A 17602-nucleotide genomic window follows, 5' to 3' on the forward strand; every position below is an offset into this window, starting at 1 on the left:
CGAGGGGGTGACAAGTCCGGACTCATCGCGTGACTGGCACTCTGGAGAGCGTGACCCCCGACCCGTTGGACCGGTTCTCGCCGCTGACCCGGCGCTGGTTCGGCGGTACCTTCCCCGCGCCGACGGCGGCGCAGGCGCAGGCGTGGAAAGCGATCGCCGACGGCGACCACACGCTGGTGATCGCGCCGACCGGTTCCGGCAAGACCCTGGCGGCATTCCTGTGGGCCATCGACCGGTTGGCCACCGAGCCGGGACCCGGAACGCGGGTGCTCTACATCTCACCGCTGAAGGCGCTGGCCATCGACGTCGAACGCAACCTGCGCACTCCGCTGGCCGGAATCGCCCGGATCGCCGAGCAGGAAGGCCGGCCCGCGCCGAGGATCACCGTCGGGGTGCGCTCCGGGGACACCACGCCATCCCGCCGGCGCGAACTGATCACCCACCCGCCCGACATCCTGATCACCACACCCGAGTCGCTGTTCCTGATGCTCACCTCGGCGGCCCGCGACACCCTGGCCGGTGTCGAGACGGTGATCATCGACGAGGTGCACGCCGTCGCCGGCACCAAACGCGGTGCGCACCTGGCCCTTTCGCTCGAGCGACTCGATTCTCTGTTGAGCGAGCCGGCCCAGCGGATCGGGCTGTCGGCAACCGTGCGCCCGCCCGAGGAGGTGGCGCGATTCCTCACCGGGGACAGGCCGGCGCGCATCGTCTCCCCGCCGGCGGCGAAGACCTTCGAGCTGGCAGTCCAGGTGCCGGTGGCGGATATGACGAACCTGGAGAACAACACCATCTGGCCCGACGTCGAGGCGCGCATCGTCGCCCTCGTCGAAGAGCACACCTCCACCATCGTGTTCGCCAACTCCCGGCGGCTGGCCGAGCGGATCAGTTCGCGGATCAACGAGATCCACGCCGAACGGACCGGCACCGAGGAGCAGCTGGCCCGCACCCACCACGGCTCGATGTCCAAGGAGCAGCGGGCCGTCGTCGAGGACGACCTCAAGCGCGGACGGCTGCGAGCCGTCGTCGCCACCTCGAGCCTGGAGTTGGGCATCGACATGGGGTCGGTGGACCTGGTGATCCAGGTGGAGGCGCCGCCTTCGGTGGCCAGCGGGCTGCAGCGGGTCGGCCGGGCCGGCCACCAGGTCGGCGAGATCTCCCGGGGTGTGCTGCTGCCCAAGCACCGCACCGACCTGATCGGCTGCGCGGTGAGCGTGCAGCGCATGCGCGACGGCGCGATCGAGACCATGTCGGTTCCGGCCAACCCGCTGGACGTGCTGGCCCAGCACACCGTCGCCGCGTGCGCCCTCGAGCCACTGAGCGCCGAGGTCTGGTTCGACACCGTGCGCCGCAGCGCGTCGTTCGCCGCGCTGCCGCGCAGCGCCTTCGAGGCCACCCTGGACCTGCTCTCCGGCAAGTACCCGTCCACCGACTTCGCCGAGTTGCGGCCCCGGCTGGTCTACGACCGCGACAGCGGCACGCTGACGGCCCGGCCCGGCGCGCAGCGGCTGGCGGTGACCTCCGGCGGTGCGATTCCCGACCGCGGACTGTTCGCCGTGTACCTGGCCAGCGAGACCGAGAAGCCCTCCCGGGTGGGTGAACTCGACGAGGAGATGGTCTACGAGTCGCGCCCCGGCGACGTCATCGCCCTCGGCGCCACCAGTTGGCGGATTACCGAGATCACCCACGACCGGGTGCTGGTGGTGCCCGCGCCGGGTCAGCCCGCGCGGCTGCCGTTCTGGCGCGGCGACGACGCCGGCCGGCCCGCCGAACTGGGCGAGGCGATCGGGCGCTTCACCGCCGAGCTCGCCGGCCTGGACCAGAAGACCTTCCAGCAGCGCTGCGCGCACATCGGTTTCGACACCAATGCCACCGAGAACCTATGGCGGCTGATCGACGACCAGCGTGCGGCCACCACGACGGTGCCCAGCGACAGCGTGCTGGTGGTGGAACGCTTCCGCGACGAACTGGGCGACTGGCGGGTGATCCTGCACTCGCCCTACGGCCTGAAGGTGCACGGCCCGCTGGCACTGGCGGTCGGCCGCCGGCTCGCGGAGCGCTACGGCGTCGACGAGAAGCCCACCGCCGGCGACGACGGAATCGTGGTGCGGCTGCCCGACACCGGGGAGGCCCCGCCCGGGGCGGAACTGTTCGTCTTCGACCCCGACGAGGTCGAGCCACTGGTCACCGCCGAGGTCGGCGGGTCGGCGTTGTTCGCCGCCCGGTTCCGGGAGTGCGCGGCGCGCGCCCTGTTGCTGCCGCGCCGGCATCCCGGCAAGCGCTCCCCGCTGTGGCACCAGCGCCAGCGCGCCGCCCAACTGCTCGACGTGGCGAGGAAATACCCGGAGTTCCCGATCGTCCTGGAGACGGTCCGGGAGTGCCTCCAGGACGTCTACGACGTGCCGAGGCTCACCGATCTGATGACCCGCATCGCCCAGCGCAGGGTCCGGCTGCTGGAGGTCGAGACCTCCACCCCGTCACCCTTCGCGGCGTCGGTGATGTTCGGCTACGTCGGGGCGTTCATCTACGAGGGCGACAGCCCGCTGGCCGAGCGCCGGGCGGCTGCACTGTCGCTGGACACCGCGCTGCTGGCCGAACTGCTGGGCCGGGTGGAACTTCGCGAACTGCTCGACCCCGAGGTGGTGTCCACCACCGAAAGACAGCTGCAGCACCTGGCGGCCGACCGCCGGGCCCGCGACGCCGAAGCCGTGGCCGATCTGCTCCGGCTGCTGGGACCGCTGACCGAAGCCGAGATCACCGAGCGCGCAACCACATCCGCCGTCGGAGCGTGGCTGGACGGTCTTCAGGCCGCCAAGCGGGCACTGCCGGTCTCCTACGCCGAGCGGACCTGGTGGGTCGCCGTCGAGGACATCGGCCGGCTGCGGGACGCCGTCGGGGTTGCGGTGCCGGTCGGGGTCCCGGCCGATTTCACCGCATCGGTGCCCGACCCGCTCGGTGAGCTGCTCGGCCGGTACGCCCGCACCCGCGGCCCGTTCAGCACCGCCGAGGCGGCAGGCCGGTTCGGATTGGGACTGCGGGTCGCCGCCGACGCGCTGAGCCGGATGGCCCAGGAAGGCAGGCTGATTCGCGGCGACTTCACCAACACCGACCAGTGGTGCGACGCCGAAGTCCTGCGGATCCTGCGACGGCGCTCGCTGGCCGCCCTGCGCGCCCAGGTCGAGCCGGTCGGCACCCGCGCCTATGCCCGGTTCCTGCCCGCCTGGCAGCTCATCGGGGGCACCTCGGGCACCGACGGTCTGGCCGCGGTCATCGACCAGCTGGCCGGGACCCCGCTGCCGGCCTCGGCGGTCGAGCCGCTGATCTTCACCCCGCGGGTCCGCGGCTACTCCCCCGCCATGCTCGACGAGCTGCTGGCCTCCGGCGAGGTGGTGTGGTCGGGCGCCGGCGCGATCTCCGGCAGTGACGGCTGGGTGGCGTTTCATCCCGCCGACACCGTCGGGTTGACGCTGGCCGACCCGGCGCACCTCGACCTCACCGACACCCACCGGAGGATCCTCGACGTCCTCGGTGCGCCGGGCGACTCCCGCGGGGCGTTCTTCTTCCGCCAGTTCGGCTCCGACGTCGCCGAGGAAGCCGCCAAATCCGCTCTGTGGGAACTGGTCTGGGCCGGCTGGGTCAGCGGGGACACCTTCGCCCCGGTGCGCGCCCTGCTCACCGGGGGCCGCCGGCCCGGCACCCGCCGCCCCGCGACCGCGGCGCACCGGCACCGGCGGGCCCCCCGGCTCAGCCGGTACTCGGTCGCGCACGCCCAGACCCGGCCCTCCGATCCGGCGGTGGCCGGCCGCTGGGCGGCGCTGCCGGCCCGCGAGCCGGACTCCACGCTGCGGGCGCACTTCACCGCCGAACTGCTGATGAACCGCTACGGGGTGCTGACCCGCAACGCGGTTGCCGCCCTGGACGTTCCGGGCGGCTTCGCCACCCTCTACAAAGTGCTCAGTGCGCTCGAGGAGGCGGGTCGCTGCCAGCGCGGCTACTTCGTCGAGTCGCTCGGCGGCGCCCAGTTCGCGACGGCGGCCACCGTGGACCGGTTGCGGGGCTACGCCGAGGCCCTCGACGGCGAGCGCGCGCTGGAGGCCGTCGTTCTGGCCGCGGCCGACCCGGCCAACCCCTACGGCGCGGCGCTGCCCTGGCCGGCCGGCGGCCCGCACGGTCACCGGCCCGGCCGCAAGGCGGGTGCGCTGGTGGCCCTGGTCGACGGCGAACTGGTCTGGTTCCTCGAGCGGGGCGGACGCTCCCTGCTGACCTTCGGCGCCGATCCCGACGCCCAGCAGGCCGCCGCCGGCGCGCTGGCCGGGATGGTGGCCGGCGGCCTGATCGGCGGCATCGTGGTGGAGAAGATCGACGGGGTGCCGGTGCTGGAGTCCGCCGGCGACACCTCCGCGGCGCTGCTGGCCGCCGGCTTCGCCCGCACCCCCCGCGGCCTGCGGTTGCGGTAGGCGCCGATGCCCGAGGGCGACACCGTCTTCCGCACCGCGGCCGCACTCGGCGAGGCGCTGACGGGCCGGACCGTGACCCGCTGCGACGTCCGGGTTCCGCGCTACGCGACCGTGGATCTGACCGGGCACCGGGTGGACGAGGTGCTCTCCCGCGGCAAGCACCTGTTCATCCGGGTCGGACCGGCCAGCGTGCACTCGCACCTGAAGATGGACGGCAGCTGGCGGCTGACCTCACGGGGAGTTCCGGCGCACAAGATCCGGATCCTGCTGGCCGCGGGCGGGGTCACCGCCGCCGGTGTCGACCTGGGGGTGCTGGAGATCCTGGACCGCGAACACGACATGGACGCCGTCGCGCACCTCGGCCCGGATCTGCTCGGCCCGGACTGGGACGCGGAGCGGGCGGCCGCCAACCTCGTCGCCGAACCCGGCCGGCAGATCGGCGCCGCCCTGCTCGACCAGCGGGTGATGGCCGGGGTCGGCAACGTGTACTGCAACGAGTTGTGTTTCCTGTTCGGCCGGCTGCCGACCAGCGCCGTGGACAGCCTGGCCGATCCGCTGCGCCTGGTCAGCAGAGCCCGGGAAGTGCTGTGGGCCAACCGGTTACGCCGGTCACGCACCACCACCGGCAACACCAGGGCCGGCGAGCAGCTGTGGGTCTACGGACGCGGCGGTCAGCCCTGCCGCCGGTGCGGCACCCGCGTCCTGCGCGCCGAGCACAGCGGCGAGCGGGTCAGCTACTGGTGTCCGTCTTGCCAGTCGTGACGTCGCTCATCACCTCGGCGATCGAGCGTTCGATGCCGTTGACCGTCGAGCGGTCCAGGCGCAGTTCCCGGAACGCACTGGCATTGCCCAGCGTCAGTTCCATCGGCTCCCGTCCGTTCGGGTAGACCACCGCCAGGATGACGGCGGTCCCGGCCGCCAGGGCCTCCCCGACCTCGTGCTGCAGCTTGGTGCGCAACTCGTGCTCGGCGAAGGCCGCGACGGCGCCGGCCGTCGCCCCGCCGACGAACAGCGCCCGGGCCAGCGGCGGTGCGAACAGTCCGAACAGCACGCCCAGTCCGGCGCCCACTCCGAAGGCGAACCGCCCGTGATGATTGGCGGCCTCCACCACGTGCGGCTCACCGGCGTTGTCCTTGCTCACCAGCGCCGCCGCCCGCATCTCCAAGCCGTGCTTGAGCCTGCGCTCCACCTCGTCGAAGTCGGTCTGCGCGGTCTCCAGACTCGGATACGCGGCGATGAGAACGAGTTGATGGTCGTCGTCCATAAGTCCTCCTCAGTCTCACCCTATCCCCCGGGCGCTGCGGAAGCTCAGCCGCTCGCCACTGAACGGATCGGTGAAGCACAGTTCCGCGGCGACCAACTGCAGGGGAGCCGAAAAGTTCTCCGGCTCAACGGTATTGACACTGGGATAGAGGGGGTCGTTGTCGATCGGCAGGCCCAGGCCTGCCATGTGCACCCGCAACTGGTGGGTGCGCCCGGTCCGCGGAGTAAGCCGGTAGCGCCCCCCACCCAGGGGCTCGATCCTGGTCACGGCGTTGGGCTCGCCCGACTCGACCTCCGCCTGCAGGTTGCCGCGTCGTTTGACGATCCGGTTGGACACCACCACGGGGTCCGACAGCGCCGGCCGGCCGGACGACCGGGCGAGATAGGTCTTGGAGACCTCGCCCCTGGCGAACATGCCCTGGTAGGCCCCGCGCACCTCGGGCCGCGCGGTGAACAGCAGCACCCCGGCGGTCAGCCGGTCCAGCCGGTGGGCGGGGCTGAGGTCGGGCAGGTCCAGCTCGCGGCGCAGCCGCACCACCGCGGTCTGGGCGACGTGGCTGCCGCGCGGCATGGTGGCCAGGAAGTGCGGCTTGTCGGCCACGACGATGTTGCGGTCGCGGTAGAGCAGCGGGACGTCGAACGGCACCGCGACCTCGTCGGGCAGGTCGCGATACAGATAGACCACCGACCCCGCCGGCAGCGCGGTGGAGCCGTCCACCGCCGCACCGTCTGCGCGAACCACCTCGCCGGCCAGCACCTTGGCCGCGGCCCGCGGACCGAACCGCCGGCCGAACTCCTCGGCGACGTTGCCGCCCTGAAGCCGCAGCCGAGCCGGGCCGAGCCCGTCGCGCACCGGCAGCGGCGCCCGCCGGCTCAAGTCAGCGGCACCGGCTCGAGGATCTCCGCCCGCGCCTCGGGGGCCGCCGCGCGCAGTGCGTCGGCGGAGGCGTCGTCGGGCTGGGTCTGCGACCGGACCTCGGCCTCCACCCGGGCGACGTAGGTGTCGACCTCGGTGTCGATGTCGTTCTGCGACCAGCCCAGGATCGGTGCCACGATCTCGGCGACCTCCCGCGCGCAGTCCACGCCGCGGTGCGGGTACTCGATCGAGATCCGCATCCGCCGGGTCAGGATGTCCTCGAGGTGCAGCGCGCCTTCGGCCGCCGCGGCGTAGGCGGCCTCAACCCGAAGATAGATCGGCGCGGTGGTGATCGGCTCGAGCAGCTCCGGGTGCCCGTCGGCCATCCCGAGCACCTCGCCGATCAGCGAGCCGTACCGGTCCAGCAGGTGACGTACCCGGTAGGGGTGCAGACCGTACTGATCGCCCACGCTGTCGGTCTGGTTGACCAGGGCGAAGTACCCGTCGGCGCCGAGCAGCGGCACCTTCTCGGTGACCGAGGGCGCCACCCGCGCCGGAACGAACTCGGCGGCCGCGTCGACGGCGTCGGCGCCCATCACCCGGTAGGTGGTGTACTTTCCGCCCGCGATGGCGACCAGCCCGGGGGTGGGTGAGGCCACCGCGTGCTCGCGGGAGAGCTTGGAGGTCTCTTCGCTCTCACCGGCCAGCAGCGGCCGCAGCCCGGCGTACACCCCGTCGATGTCGTCGTGGGTCAGCGGGGTGGCCAGCACCGTGTTGACGTGCTCGAGGATGTAGTCGATGTCGGCCTTGGTGGCCGCCGGGTGGGCCAGGTCGAGGTTCCAGTCGGTGTCGGTGGTGCCGATGATCCAGTGCGTGCCCCACGGGATGATGAACAGCACCGATTTCTCGGTGCGCAGGATGATCGCCACCTCGCTGACGATGCGGTCGCGGGGGACCACGATGTGCACGCCCTTGGAGGCCCGCACCCGGAACCGGCCGCGCTGCTTGGACAGCGCCTGGATCTCGTCGGTCCACACCCCGGTTGCGTTGATGACGACGTGGCCGCGCACGTCGGTCACTTCCCCGGTCTCGGAGTCCCGGACCGTCACCCCGACCACCCGATCACCCTCGGTGAGCAGCGCGACGACCTGGGTGGAGTTGCGCACCACCGCGCCGTAGTGGGCGGCGGTGCGGGCCACCATCATGGTGTGGCGGGCGTCGTCGACGACGGTGTCGTAGTAGCGGATACCGCCGATCAGCGCACCGCGCTTGAGGCCGGGGGCCAGTCGCAGCGCGGCCGATCTGGTCAGATGCTTCTGGGCGGGAACGGATTTGGCCCCGCCAAGCTGGTCGTAGAGGAAGATGCCGGCGGCGATGTAGGGCCGCTCCCATACCCGGTGGGTCAGCGGGAACAGGAACGGCAGCGGCTTGACCAGGTGCGGCGCCAGCACCGACAGCGACAGCTCGCGCTCGTGCAGGGCCTCGCGCACCAGTCCGAACTCCAGCTGCTCCAGATAGCGCAGGCCGCCGTGGAACATCTTCGAACTGCGGCTGGAGGTGCCCGAGGCGAAGTCGCGGGCCTCAACCATCGCCACGCTCAGGCCGCGGGTCGCCGCGTCGAGGGCAGCCCCGGCGCCGACCACGCCGCCGCCGATCACCACCACGTCGAACTGCTCGGCGCCCAGCCGCTGCCAGGCCTCCGCGCGCTGCGCGGGTCCGAGAAAAGTGCGGCCGGTGCCCGGTCGAAGGATCGGGTCGTTCACTGCCCCTCCTGGAAGTTACCGATGAGTATCGACAGGTTAGTCCAGATCATCATGGGTCATCAGCCTTCGCGCGGCTTCCACCACCGAGCCCGACAGCGACGGGTAGACCGACAGCGTCTGGGCCAGGTCGGTCACCGAGATGCGGTTCTGAACGGCCAGCGCGATGGGCAGTATCAGTTCGGAGGCGATCGGGGCCACCACCACCCCGCCGATGACCACACCGGTGGCCGGCCGGCAGAAGATCTTGACGAATCCCCGTCGCAGCAGCGACATCTTGGCCCGCGGGTTCGACGACAGCGGAAGCATCAGCGTGCGGGCCGGCACGGCGCCGCTGTCGATGGCGCTCTGCGGCACCCCCACCGCGCCGATCTCGGGCCGGGTGAAGGTCGCCGATGCCACGGTGCGCAGCCGGATCGGCGCCACGCCCTCGCCCAGCGCGTGGTACATCGCGATCCGGCCCTGCATGGCCGCCACCGACGCCAGCGGCATCAGTCCGGTGCAGTCCCCGGCCGCGTAGATCCCGGCCGCCGGGGTGCGCGACACCCGGTCGACCGGGATGTAACCGCCGGGTGAGAGTTCGACGCCCACCCGTTCCAGACCCAGCCCGGCGGTGTTGGGCACCGAGCCGACGGTCATCAGCGCGTGACTGCCCACGACGACACGACCGTCGGCCATGGTCACCGCGACCCCGTCGACGGTGCGCACCACCGAGTCCGCCCGGGCGTTCTTCACCAGTGTCACACCGCGTTCGGCGAACACCTCCTCCAGAACCGCCGCGGCGTCACTGTCCTCGTGCGGCAGGATCTGATCGCGACTGGCCACCACCGTGACGGCGACGCCGAGTTCGGTGTAGGCGTTGCAGAACTCCGCGCCGGTCACTCCCGAGCCGACGATCACCAGATGACCGGGCAGGTCGGGCAGGTCGTAGAGCTGACGCCAGTTGAGGATTCGCTCCCCGTCGGGCGCCGCGCCGGGCAGTACCCGCGGGGTGGCCCCGGTCGCGATGAGGACCACGTCGGCCTCGAGCACGCCGGTCTTGCCGTCGCCGGTGGTGACCTTGACCCGGTGGCGGGCCATGCCGGGGACGTCGTCGGTCAGCTCCGCGCGGCCGGCCACCACGGTGACCCCGTGGTTGAGCAGCTGCGCCCCGATGTCGGCGGACTGCGAGCGGGCCAGCGTCTTCACCCGGTTGTTGATCTGGGGCAGCGAGATCTTGGCGTCGTCGATGCCGATGCCGAAACCGAGGCCGGAGGCGCGACGCAGTTCGGTGCGCACCCCGGTGGAGGCGATGAAGGTCTTGGACGGCACGCAGTCGTAGAGGACACAGGCTCCGCCGATCCCGTCGGAGTCCACCACGGTGACGTCGACGACGTCCCGGCCCCGCGCGGCGGCCACCAGCGCCGCCTCGTAACCGGCCGGACCCCCGCCGATGATGACGATCCGCTTGGGCGTGGGGGCAGTCACGCGCTAAAGGTAACCTCTACGCTGGCAGCGTGCCTCTCTACGCCGCCTACGGGTCGAATATGGACCCCGAGCAGATGCTCGAGCGGGCGCCGCACTCCCCGATGGCGGGCACCGGATGGCTGCACGGCTGGCGGCTGACCTTCGCCGGCGAGGACATCGGCTGGGAGGGTGCGCTGGCCACCCTGGTCGAGGACGTGGCCTCGAGCGTGTTCGTCGTCCTTTACGACATGACCGCGGCCGACGAGACCAACCTGGACCGCTGGGAGGGTTCGGAACTCGGGCTGCACAAGAAGATCCGCTGCCGCATCGACCGCGAATCCTCCGACACCACAACCGATCCGGTGCTGGCGTGGCTGTACGTGGTGGACGCCTGGGAGGGCGGGCTGCCGTCGGCTCGCTATCTCGGGGTGATGGCCGATGCCGCCGAAGTGGCCGGGGCGCCCGCGGACTACGTGCACGACCTGCGCACCCGCCCGGCCCGCAACATCGGCCCGGGTCCGGCGGGCTAGCGGCGCGACCGCGGTGCCGCAGGCGCCGACCCGGCTCGGCCGGTGGGCGGCAGGCGGTAGGCCGCCGTCGCGGCGTCGGCCTCGGCGCCGGCGTCGGCGAAATCCGCGCCCACAACCGGGCGGCCTTGTTCGACAAGCACTTTGGCGCACGCGCTACCCGGATGGCCCGCGCCGCCGGTGACCAGCAGCCTTACCCGAAGACCGCCGACTGCTCGACGATGTTGACCAGAACCCGGACCCCGACCGCCAGGGCCCGCTCGTCGAGGTCGAAATTGGGCTGGTGCAGATCCAGTTCCGGACCGTCACCGGCCCAGACTCCGAGCCGGGCCATCGCGCCGGGCACGTCCTCCAGATACCAGGAGAAGTCCTCACCGCCACCGGACTGCCGGGTGTCGGCGAGGACGTCGGGACCGACCGCCTCGATCGCGTGGGTCATGATCTGGGTGGAGCGCTCCTCGTTGACAACCGGCGGCACACCGCGGCGGTACTGCAGCGAGTGCTCGATGCCCAGCGGGGCGAGCAGGCCCGAGACTATTTCCCGGACAAGGACTTCCATCTCCAGCCAGGCTTCGCGGCTGGCGGTGCGGACGGTGCCGGACAGGGTGCCGATCTGGGGGATCGCATTGGCCGCCACACCCGCGTTCGCCGCACCCCACACCATCACGGTGTCGTGCCGTGGATCGAGGCGACGCGACAGCACACCGGGCAACCCGGTGATCACGGTGCCCATGCCGTAGACCAGATCGGAGGTCAGGTGCGGCCGAGAGGTGTGGCCGCCCGGCGAGTGCAGGGTGATCTCGACCGAGTCGGCCGCGGAGGTGATCGGGCCCGCGGTGATGGCTACCCGGCCGACCGCCAACCGGGGATCGCAGTGCAACGCGAAGATTCGCGACACCCCCGCCAGCGCCCCGGCCTCGATCGCGTCGATGGCCCCGCCCGGCATCAGCTCCTCGGCCGGCTGGAAGATCAGCCGCACCGCGATCGGCAGCTCCGGCACCGACGCCAGCGCGGCGGCCGCGCCGAGCAGCATCGCGGTGTGGGCGTCGTGACCGCAGGCGTGGGCCACACCCGGGACCGTCGAGGAGTAGGGCGCCCCGGTCCGCTCGGTCATGGGCAGCGCGTCCATGTCCGCGCGCAGCGCCACGCGTGGTGCGTACTCGGGCCCGAAATCGCATGTCAGACCGGTTCCGCCGGGCAGTGCCTTCGGGTTGAGCCCGGCCTCGACGAGCCGGTCGGCGACGTACTGGGTGGTGGCGAACTCCTGCCGGCCCAACTCGGGGTGGCGGTGGATGTGACGGCGCCAGGCGACGAGGTCGTCGTAGTGCGCGGCCAGCCACGACTCCGCGGTGTAGGCCAGGGGCATCCTGGCAGTATCGCACCGCGGCGCTAGCGCGGCCCGAACTGGCGGTCCCCGGCGTCACCCAGGCCGGGCACGATGTAGGCGTCGGCGTTGAGCCCGTCGTCGACCGCGGCGGTGACAAGACGTGCTGTCGGGGCGGCTTTTTCCAGTGCGGCAACACCTTCCGGCGCGCAGACCACGCAGACCACGGTGATGTCGACCGCGCCCCGGCTCTGCAGCAGTCCGATGGTCTCGACCATCGACCCGCCGGTGGCCAGCATCGGATCGAGGACGATGACCGGCACCGCGCCCAGGTCGGCCGGCAGCGACTCCAGGTACCGCACCGGCTGGTGGGTGGCCTCGTCGCGCGCGATGCCGACGAACCCCACCCTGGCCTCCGGGATCAGGGCGTGCGCCTGGTCGACCATCCCCAGGCCGGCCCGCAGCACCGGCACCAGCAGCGGCGGGTTGGCAAGCCTGGCGCCGGTGGTGTCGGCCAGCGGCGTGCGCACGCCGACCGCCTCCCGGGGCGCCTCCCGGGTGGCCTCGTAGACCAGCATGTGAGTCAGATCGCACAGGGCCGCACGGAAGGCGGCGTTGCCGGTGCGTTCGTCGCGCAGGGTGGTCAGCCGGGCGGCAGCCAGCGGGTGGTCGACGACACGCACGTCCATGGGCACAAACTGTAGGTCGTTAGGCTGTCCGGCATGGCTGCACAGCTGGTACCGATCCGACTGAGTGTCTCCGCGGGTGACCTGTACACCCTCTGGGCCCCCCGCTGGCGGGACGACGGCGACGAGTGGGAGGGGTTCTTGGGCAGGGACGAGGACCTCTATGCCTTCGAGTCGGTGGCCGACCTGGTGGCGTTCGTTCGTACCGACACCGACAACGACCTGGCCGACCATCCGGCCTGGGAGCGGCTGGCCAAGGCCAACGCCCACAAGCTGCTGCCGGCCGAGGACCGCCACGCCGACCTGGTCGGCACCGAGGAACTGCTCGCCGACAAACCCACCGAGGCGTCGGTCGATTCGTTGGCCGGGACGCTGGCCGTGGTGTCCTCGCTCGGGTCGGTGTGCGAGCTGCCGACGGTGTCGCGGTTCTTCAACGGCAACCCCAACCTGGGCCTGGTGGCCGGCGGGATCGACCAGTTCACCGGACGGGCCGGACGCAAGCGGTGGAGCACGGTCGGGGAGATCTTCACTCGCGGCTGGGACGGCGTGATCGCGGCCATCGACGAGATCATCAGGACGCCGGAGGTCGACCGGCGGGTCGCCGCCGAGGCCGCCGCCGAACTCGAGGAGCCCTACGAGGACGACGGCGAGGAACTGGCGGCGGAGGAATCGTTCGCCGACCACGGTGATGCCGATGGGGACGGCGGCGAGGCAGCCGCCCTGCGCGCCACCGGCGCCCCGGTGATCCTGGGCGGCGACGCACGGTTCTGGGAACAGGTCGGGATCGACCCGGTGCGGGTGATGACCAGCGGCGGCACGCTGTACACGCTGCGCTGCTACTTCGACGACAAGCCGATCTTCCTGGGCCGCAACGGCCGGATCAGCGTGTTCGGCTCCGAGCGCGCGCTGGCGCGCTACCTGGCCGACGAGCATGACCACGACCTGGCCGACCTGGCGACCTATGAGGACATCCGCACCGCGGCGACCGACGGCTCGCTGCGGGTGGACGTCACCGACGACAACGTCTACGTGCTCAGCGGACTCGTCGACGACATCGCCGACGGCCCCGACGCTCTGGACCGCGACCAGATGGCCCTGGCGGCGGAGTTCGTCCGCGACGTCGGGGACTACTCCGAGGACGACACCGTCGACCGTCTGCTCGCCGGGGACTCCGCGCTGGGCCGGCTGGTGGCTTACACGCAGGATCCCGATTCCGCGCCCCGGCCCGCCGGATCCCCCGCCCAGGCGGTGGCCGAATGGGAGGAACTCGAGCGGTTCGTGGAGTCGCGGCTGAGGCGCGAATAGCGCCGAAGACGGCGACGACATCCGCCCCAGAGTCGCGGCTGAGGCGCGAATAGCGCCGAAGACGGCGACGACATCCGCCCCAGAGTCGCGGCTGAGGCGCGAATAGCGCCGAAGACGACGACGACATCGCGCTCGAGGGAAACGGCGCCCAGTTATCGGCTCGCTCACCTAGGATTCTCCGCAAATCCGGGGCGTAGATCGGGATGGAAGTGTCGGGTAGAAGAAAAGTTCTCGGGGCGGCGCTCCTCGCTTGTGGCGGCTTGATGCTCACCGACGGCCACACGATGGCCGTCGCCGTGGCGGACAGCACCGACACTGCGGGCGCCACATCGTCGGCCGGGCCCGATTCTGCTGTGCCTCGTCAGGCCGCCCGAAGGAGCCGTCCCGCCCGAACAAGCCAGCCCGAGCCCGGAACAGCGGCCAACCGCCACCGGTCCAGACCCGGTCCGGCCGCCTCGAAGCCGGTCGCCCGCGTAACACCGGTGGCGACATCACCCCGGCTCCCGGCCGGGGTCAGAACACGACCGAGCAAAGCCGTCACACCACCCAAGGCCACAGCCGGCCCCGCAGCGGTCGTGGTCGCGATTCCGGCGGCCGCCACGGCGGCCGCAGCAGGACCGGCGCCGGCCGTAGAGCAGCCAGCACCGGCGCCGGCGCCGGCGATCGCCACTGCCGCACCGCAGTCGGCCCACCCGGTCGGCCGTCCGGCGGATTCGATCCGGGACTGGCTGGCCGGGCTCCCGACGAACCGGTTTTCCGGTTTCACCACCGGCGCGCTCTTCCTTCTACGCCGCGACTGGTCGGAAGCTGAGCCCGGGGCTGCAGCCGCCAGCATCACCAGCCTGCCGGGTCAAAATGTATTCGCCGTCAGCACGCTCTCGGATTCCGGCGCCGGATCGCTGCGGCAGGCGATTCTGGACGCGAATGCCGCCCCCGGGGCCGACCTCATCAGGTTCGACGTCGCAGGCGTGATCCGCGTCGGCTCTTCGTCCCTGCCGGCCGTGACCGACACCGTCAAGATCGACGGAACCACCGCGCCGCGCTTCTTGGACAGCCCCATAGTCCGCATCGACTTCCAGAACACCGACGGTTTGAGACTGGCTGCCGGCGCGTCGAATTCCGAAATCCTCTCACTTTCGCTCGTCGACGCGGCCGGCGCGGGCGTCACCATCGCGGCCTCGGATACCACGCTGACCGGAAACTACGTCGGGGTGTGGGGCGACGGCCGCACGGTCGAAGGCAACCGGGGTGACGGGATCCTGCTGGCGCCCGGTGCGACCGGTAACAAAATCGGGACCGGCGAGGACGGTCCGTTCGTTCTGTCAAACGTGATCAGCGGCAATTACGGCAACGGCATAACCATCTCCGCAGCCGGTTACAACGTGGTGCAGGCCAACTACATCGGCACGGACTCCACCGGACAACGCCGACTTGCCAACCGCGGTAACGGAATTCAGATCACCGATGCCGCATTCGGCAACCTCATCGGCGGAGACGCAACCAACAACAACAGTCCGACCCAGGGCACTTTCGCCCGGCCCCCGCTGGGCAACCTGATCTCCGGAAACCGGGGCGACGGTGTTCTCATAGACGCGAAAGCCACCGACAATACGCTGAGCGGCAACTACATCGGCACCACGGCATCGGGCACCTCGCCGCTGGGAAACCGGGGCGACGGTGTTGCGATCGTGGGCGCCGACTTCAATCGCCTCGCCGGCACGACCGCCACCCAGGAACCGTTCGTCTTCTTCAACGTGCTCGCCGGCAACCGGGGCAACGGCCTGCGAATCAGCGATTCCAACGACACGATCGTGTGGGCCAACTTCTTCGGTGCCGGTTCTGACAACGCCACCGCCGTACCCAACCGCGGCGACGGCGTGCTGGTCGAAGGCAGTTCCGCCAGGACCCTCGTCGGCGGCGAGATACCGCTGGGCAACGTGATGGCCGGCAACGGCCGGTACGGTATCGAAGTCACCGACACGGCAAGCGGATTCCTCTCGTTCAACAGTTTCGTCGGGCAGACCGCTTTTGGTCCGACACCCGTCCCGAACCACGCGGGTGGAATCCGAATCACCTCGAGCAACCCCGCCTTCGACATCCAAGACTCACTGACCTGGAACGTCATTCGCACCTCGCTGATCGGCGGCAACTGGGGCAACGGGATCGAGTTCCTCGAAGACGCCCATGGCGCGGAGGTCAAAGACACCGCCGTCGGCACGAACTACAAGATCAACAGCGCACTTCCCAACCGCGGCAACGGCATCGTCATCGGCGGCAACGCCAGCAAGATCGCGATCGGCGGCTTCAACCCCTCGATCCAGCAGTTCGACAGCAATTTCAGCGTCCACGTCGGCAGCAACGGCGGCTACGGGATCGTTCTGCAGGGCGGCGCCCACGACAGCACCGTGTTCGACACCCGAGTCGGCCTCGGAATCGGGGTTCCCATCGGCAATGCCTGGCAGCTTCCCAACCAGCGCGGCGGAATCCTGATCAGGGGAACTTCCAGGATCACCATCGGCGGCCCACCCGAAACCGACGAAGGGCGGCGACTGGCCGATGAAATCGCCGCCAACCGGGGCAACGGCGTGACGGCGATGTTCGCTCAAGAGCTGCAGATCCTGGGCAGCGTAATCGCTGACAATGCCCGCTCCGGCATCGTCCTCGTCGGCGGCAGCGGAACCGAGATCGGCCGCCCCCTGATCGGCAACATCATCAGGAACAACGGCTGGTACGGCCTCAGCGCGACGGGACGAATGGATGGTTCCGTCGCCCAGTCATCAACCATCAGCGACAACGGAAGCTCCGGTGTGCGACTCTCCGGCGCCCGGGGAATCACCATTGGCGGTAACGGTCTGGCACTGGTCAACGACATCTCCCGCAATCAGGGCTGGGGCATTCTCGCAACCGGATGGAGCCGAGGGTCCACACTGGCCACCAACATCAGCAACGACAACACACGCGGTGATGTGAACACGGCACTCGCGTTCGGCCTCGACACCTAGCCGGGCGCCCGGCCGCCGACGCCGAAGCGCGCGGCCACACTAGCCGAGGCCGGCGACTATCTCGCTGATCGCCTTGTCGGCGGCCACGCAACTGGGCGGGTCGGTCTTGCCCGAAAGAGCGACCAGTTCGTAGCCCTGATCGAGGTCGTCCCGGTGCAGGTAGCCGAAGTTGTACTTCGCGACGACCGCCCCGAGGAAACTGAAGCGCGCATCGCCCAGGGGGATCGAGCCGTGTCCGGAGCGGGGGTGGTCCACGCTGGCGTCGTAGTAGATACCGTCGTCCACTCCGCGGGAGTGGTAGTGCCAGAGCCGGCCATCGGGCAACAACAGCTGCGGGGCCACCGCGTCGAGCACGAAACCCTTGGGCGACCGGAGCTTGAGCAGGCTGCCCGCCCGGCCGCGGCCGTAGGAGACCCGCTTTGGCCGCGCACCGTTGGCGGTGAGCCGATCGGCGACGGCTTTGAACTTGCCGGCCAGCTCATCGGCCGCGGCCTGCCGCACGGCCTCGTGCGACGCCCCCTGCGGCAGGTCCTCAGCAACCACACCCAACCCCTGGAATCCGTAATGTCAACAGCGAACTTAGGCGAAGCCGTCCGGGCGTTGCAAATCCCGTAAGCCGTCGGCGCGCTAGCCGACGAGGACCGCGTAGCGCGGCTTGACGACCTCGTCGATGATAGCCAGCCGCTGGTCGAAATGGATGAAAGCCGACTTCATCGCGTTGATGGTGAAGCGCTCCAGGTCACTCCACCCGTAGCCGAAGGCCTGCACCAGAAGCAACATCTCCCGGCTCATGGTGGTGTCGCTCATCAGCCGGTTGTCGGTATTGACCGTGACGCGGAAGCGCAGCCGGGCCAACAGGTCGAACGGGTGCTTCTCGATGCTGGCCACCGCTCCGGTCTGCACGTTGGAACTCGGGCACATCTCCAGCGGAATCCGTTTGTCCCGCACGATGGCGGCCAGCCGCCCCAGGCCCGCG

General features: G+C 70.6%; 12 protein-coding genes and 1 pseudogene. 5 read left to right on the forward strand and 8 right to left on the reverse strand.

Features of this window, described 5'->3' with window-relative positions:
- Positions 1 to 41 precede the first annotated feature (41 nt).
- Both ACKOQ4_RS01780 and nei2 read left to right on the forward strand, forming a co-directional pair.
- Positions 42 to 4457 (forward strand): DEAD/DEAH box helicase, encoded by a 4416-nt coding sequence (locus ACKOQ4_RS01780; RefSeq protein ID WP_526288253.1) that lies wholly within the window; start codon positions 42 to 44, stop codon positions 4455 to 4457.
- 6 nt (positions 4458 to 4463) lie between these two features.
- On the forward strand, positions 4464 to 5219 hold the full coding sequence (nei2, locus tag ACKOQ4_RS01785) for an endonuclease VIII Nei2 (protein WP_526288227.1): 756 nt from the start codon (positions 4464 to 4466) through the stop codon (positions 5217 to 5219).
- On the opposite strand, the gene ACKOQ4_RS01790 is transcribed toward nei2, so the two are convergent.
- The 4 genes from ACKOQ4_RS01790 to ACKOQ4_RS01805 are packed head-to-tail and all read right to left on the reverse strand — an operon-like array spanning position 5188 to position 9803.
- Positions 5188 to 5721 carry a sulfatase gene (locus ACKOQ4_RS01790; protein WP_526288229.1) on the reverse strand — a complete coding sequence of 178 codons (534 nt, stop codon included), beginning with the start codon at positions 5719 to 5721 and terminating at the stop codon, positions 5188 to 5190. The genes nei2 and ACKOQ4_RS01790 overlap by 32 nt on opposite strands.
- 15 nt (positions 5722 to 5736) lie before the next feature.
- Positions 5737 to 6597 carry a pseudouridine synthase gene (locus ACKOQ4_RS01795; RefSeq protein ID WP_526288231.1) on the reverse strand — a complete coding sequence of 287 codons (861 nt, stop codon included), beginning with the start codon at positions 6595 to 6597 and terminating at the stop codon, positions 5737 to 5739.
- A complete protein-coding gene (locus ACKOQ4_RS01800; protein ID WP_526288233.1) occupies positions 6594 to 8339 on the reverse strand; it encodes a glycerol-3-phosphate dehydrogenase/oxidase in 1746 nt (581 codons plus the stop codon). Before ACKOQ4_RS01800 ends, ACKOQ4_RS01795 begins: the two co-directional genes overlap by 4 nt.
- Positions 8340 to 8375: 36 nt before the next feature.
- The gene (locus tag ACKOQ4_RS01805; protein ID WP_526288235.1) at positions 8376 to 9803 is read right to left on the reverse strand and encodes an NAD(P)H-quinone dehydrogenase; all 1428 of its coding nucleotides are present in this window, start codon (positions 9801 to 9803) and stop codon (positions 8376 to 8378) included.
- Positions 9804 to 9832: 29 nt separating this feature from the next.
- Here ACKOQ4_RS01805 and ACKOQ4_RS01810 point away from each other — a divergent pair, with 29 nt between their 5' ends.
- On the forward strand, positions 9833 to 10312 hold the full coding sequence (locus tag ACKOQ4_RS01810; protein ID WP_526288237.1) for a gamma-glutamylcyclotransferase family protein: 480 nt from the start codon (positions 9833 to 9835) through the stop codon (positions 10310 to 10312).
- A 190-nt stretch (positions 10313 to 10502) separates the two neighbouring features.
- Here the strand turns inward: ACKOQ4_RS01810 and ACKOQ4_RS01815 are convergent, their stop codons facing one another.
- Complete coding sequence (locus tag ACKOQ4_RS01815) at positions 10503 to 11675, reverse strand: amidohydrolase (RefSeq protein ID WP_526288239.1); 1173 nt, start codon at positions 11673 to 11675, stop codon at positions 10503 to 10505.
- 23 nt (positions 11676 to 11698) lie between these two features.
- On the reverse strand, positions 11699 to 12322 hold the full coding sequence (gene upp / locus ACKOQ4_RS01820; protein WP_526288241.1) for a uracil phosphoribosyltransferase: 624 nt from the start codon (positions 12320 to 12322) through the stop codon (positions 11699 to 11701).
- A gap of 33 nt (positions 12323 to 12355) precedes the next feature.
- On the opposite strand from upp, the gene ACKOQ4_RS01825 reads away from it, so the two are divergent.
- On the forward strand, positions 12356 to 13624 hold the full coding sequence (locus ACKOQ4_RS01825) for a SatS C-terminal domain-containing protein (protein ID WP_526288243.1): 1269 nt from the start codon (positions 12356 to 12358) through the stop codon (positions 13622 to 13624).
- 575 nt (positions 13625 to 14199) lie between these two features.
- On the forward strand, positions 14200 to 16626 hold the full coding sequence (locus ACKOQ4_RS01830; RefSeq protein WP_526288245.1) for a right-handed parallel beta-helix repeat-containing protein: 2427 nt from the start codon (positions 14200 to 14202) through the stop codon (positions 16624 to 16626).
- 39 nt (positions 16627 to 16665) lie between these two features.
- On the opposite strand, the gene ACKOQ4_RS01835 is transcribed toward ACKOQ4_RS01830, so the two are convergent.
- Both ACKOQ4_RS01835 and ACKOQ4_RS01840 read right to left on the reverse strand, forming a co-directional pair.
- Positions 16666 to 17169: a hypothetical protein gene (locus tag ACKOQ4_RS01835; RefSeq protein ID WP_526288247.1), complete on the reverse strand. Its 504-nt coding sequence runs from the start codon at positions 17167 to 17169 to the stop codon at positions 16666 to 16668.
- A gap of 84 nt (positions 17170 to 17253) precedes the next feature.
- Positions 17254 to 17602 (reverse strand): annotated as a pseudogene (locus ACKOQ4_RS01840) (adenosine deaminase); the annotation flags it as partial.

It is taken from the genome of Mycobacterium sp. (assembly GCF_046095365.1).
Classification (GTDB): domain Bacteria; phylum Actinomycetota; class Actinomycetes; order Mycobacteriales; family Mycobacteriaceae; genus Mycobacterium.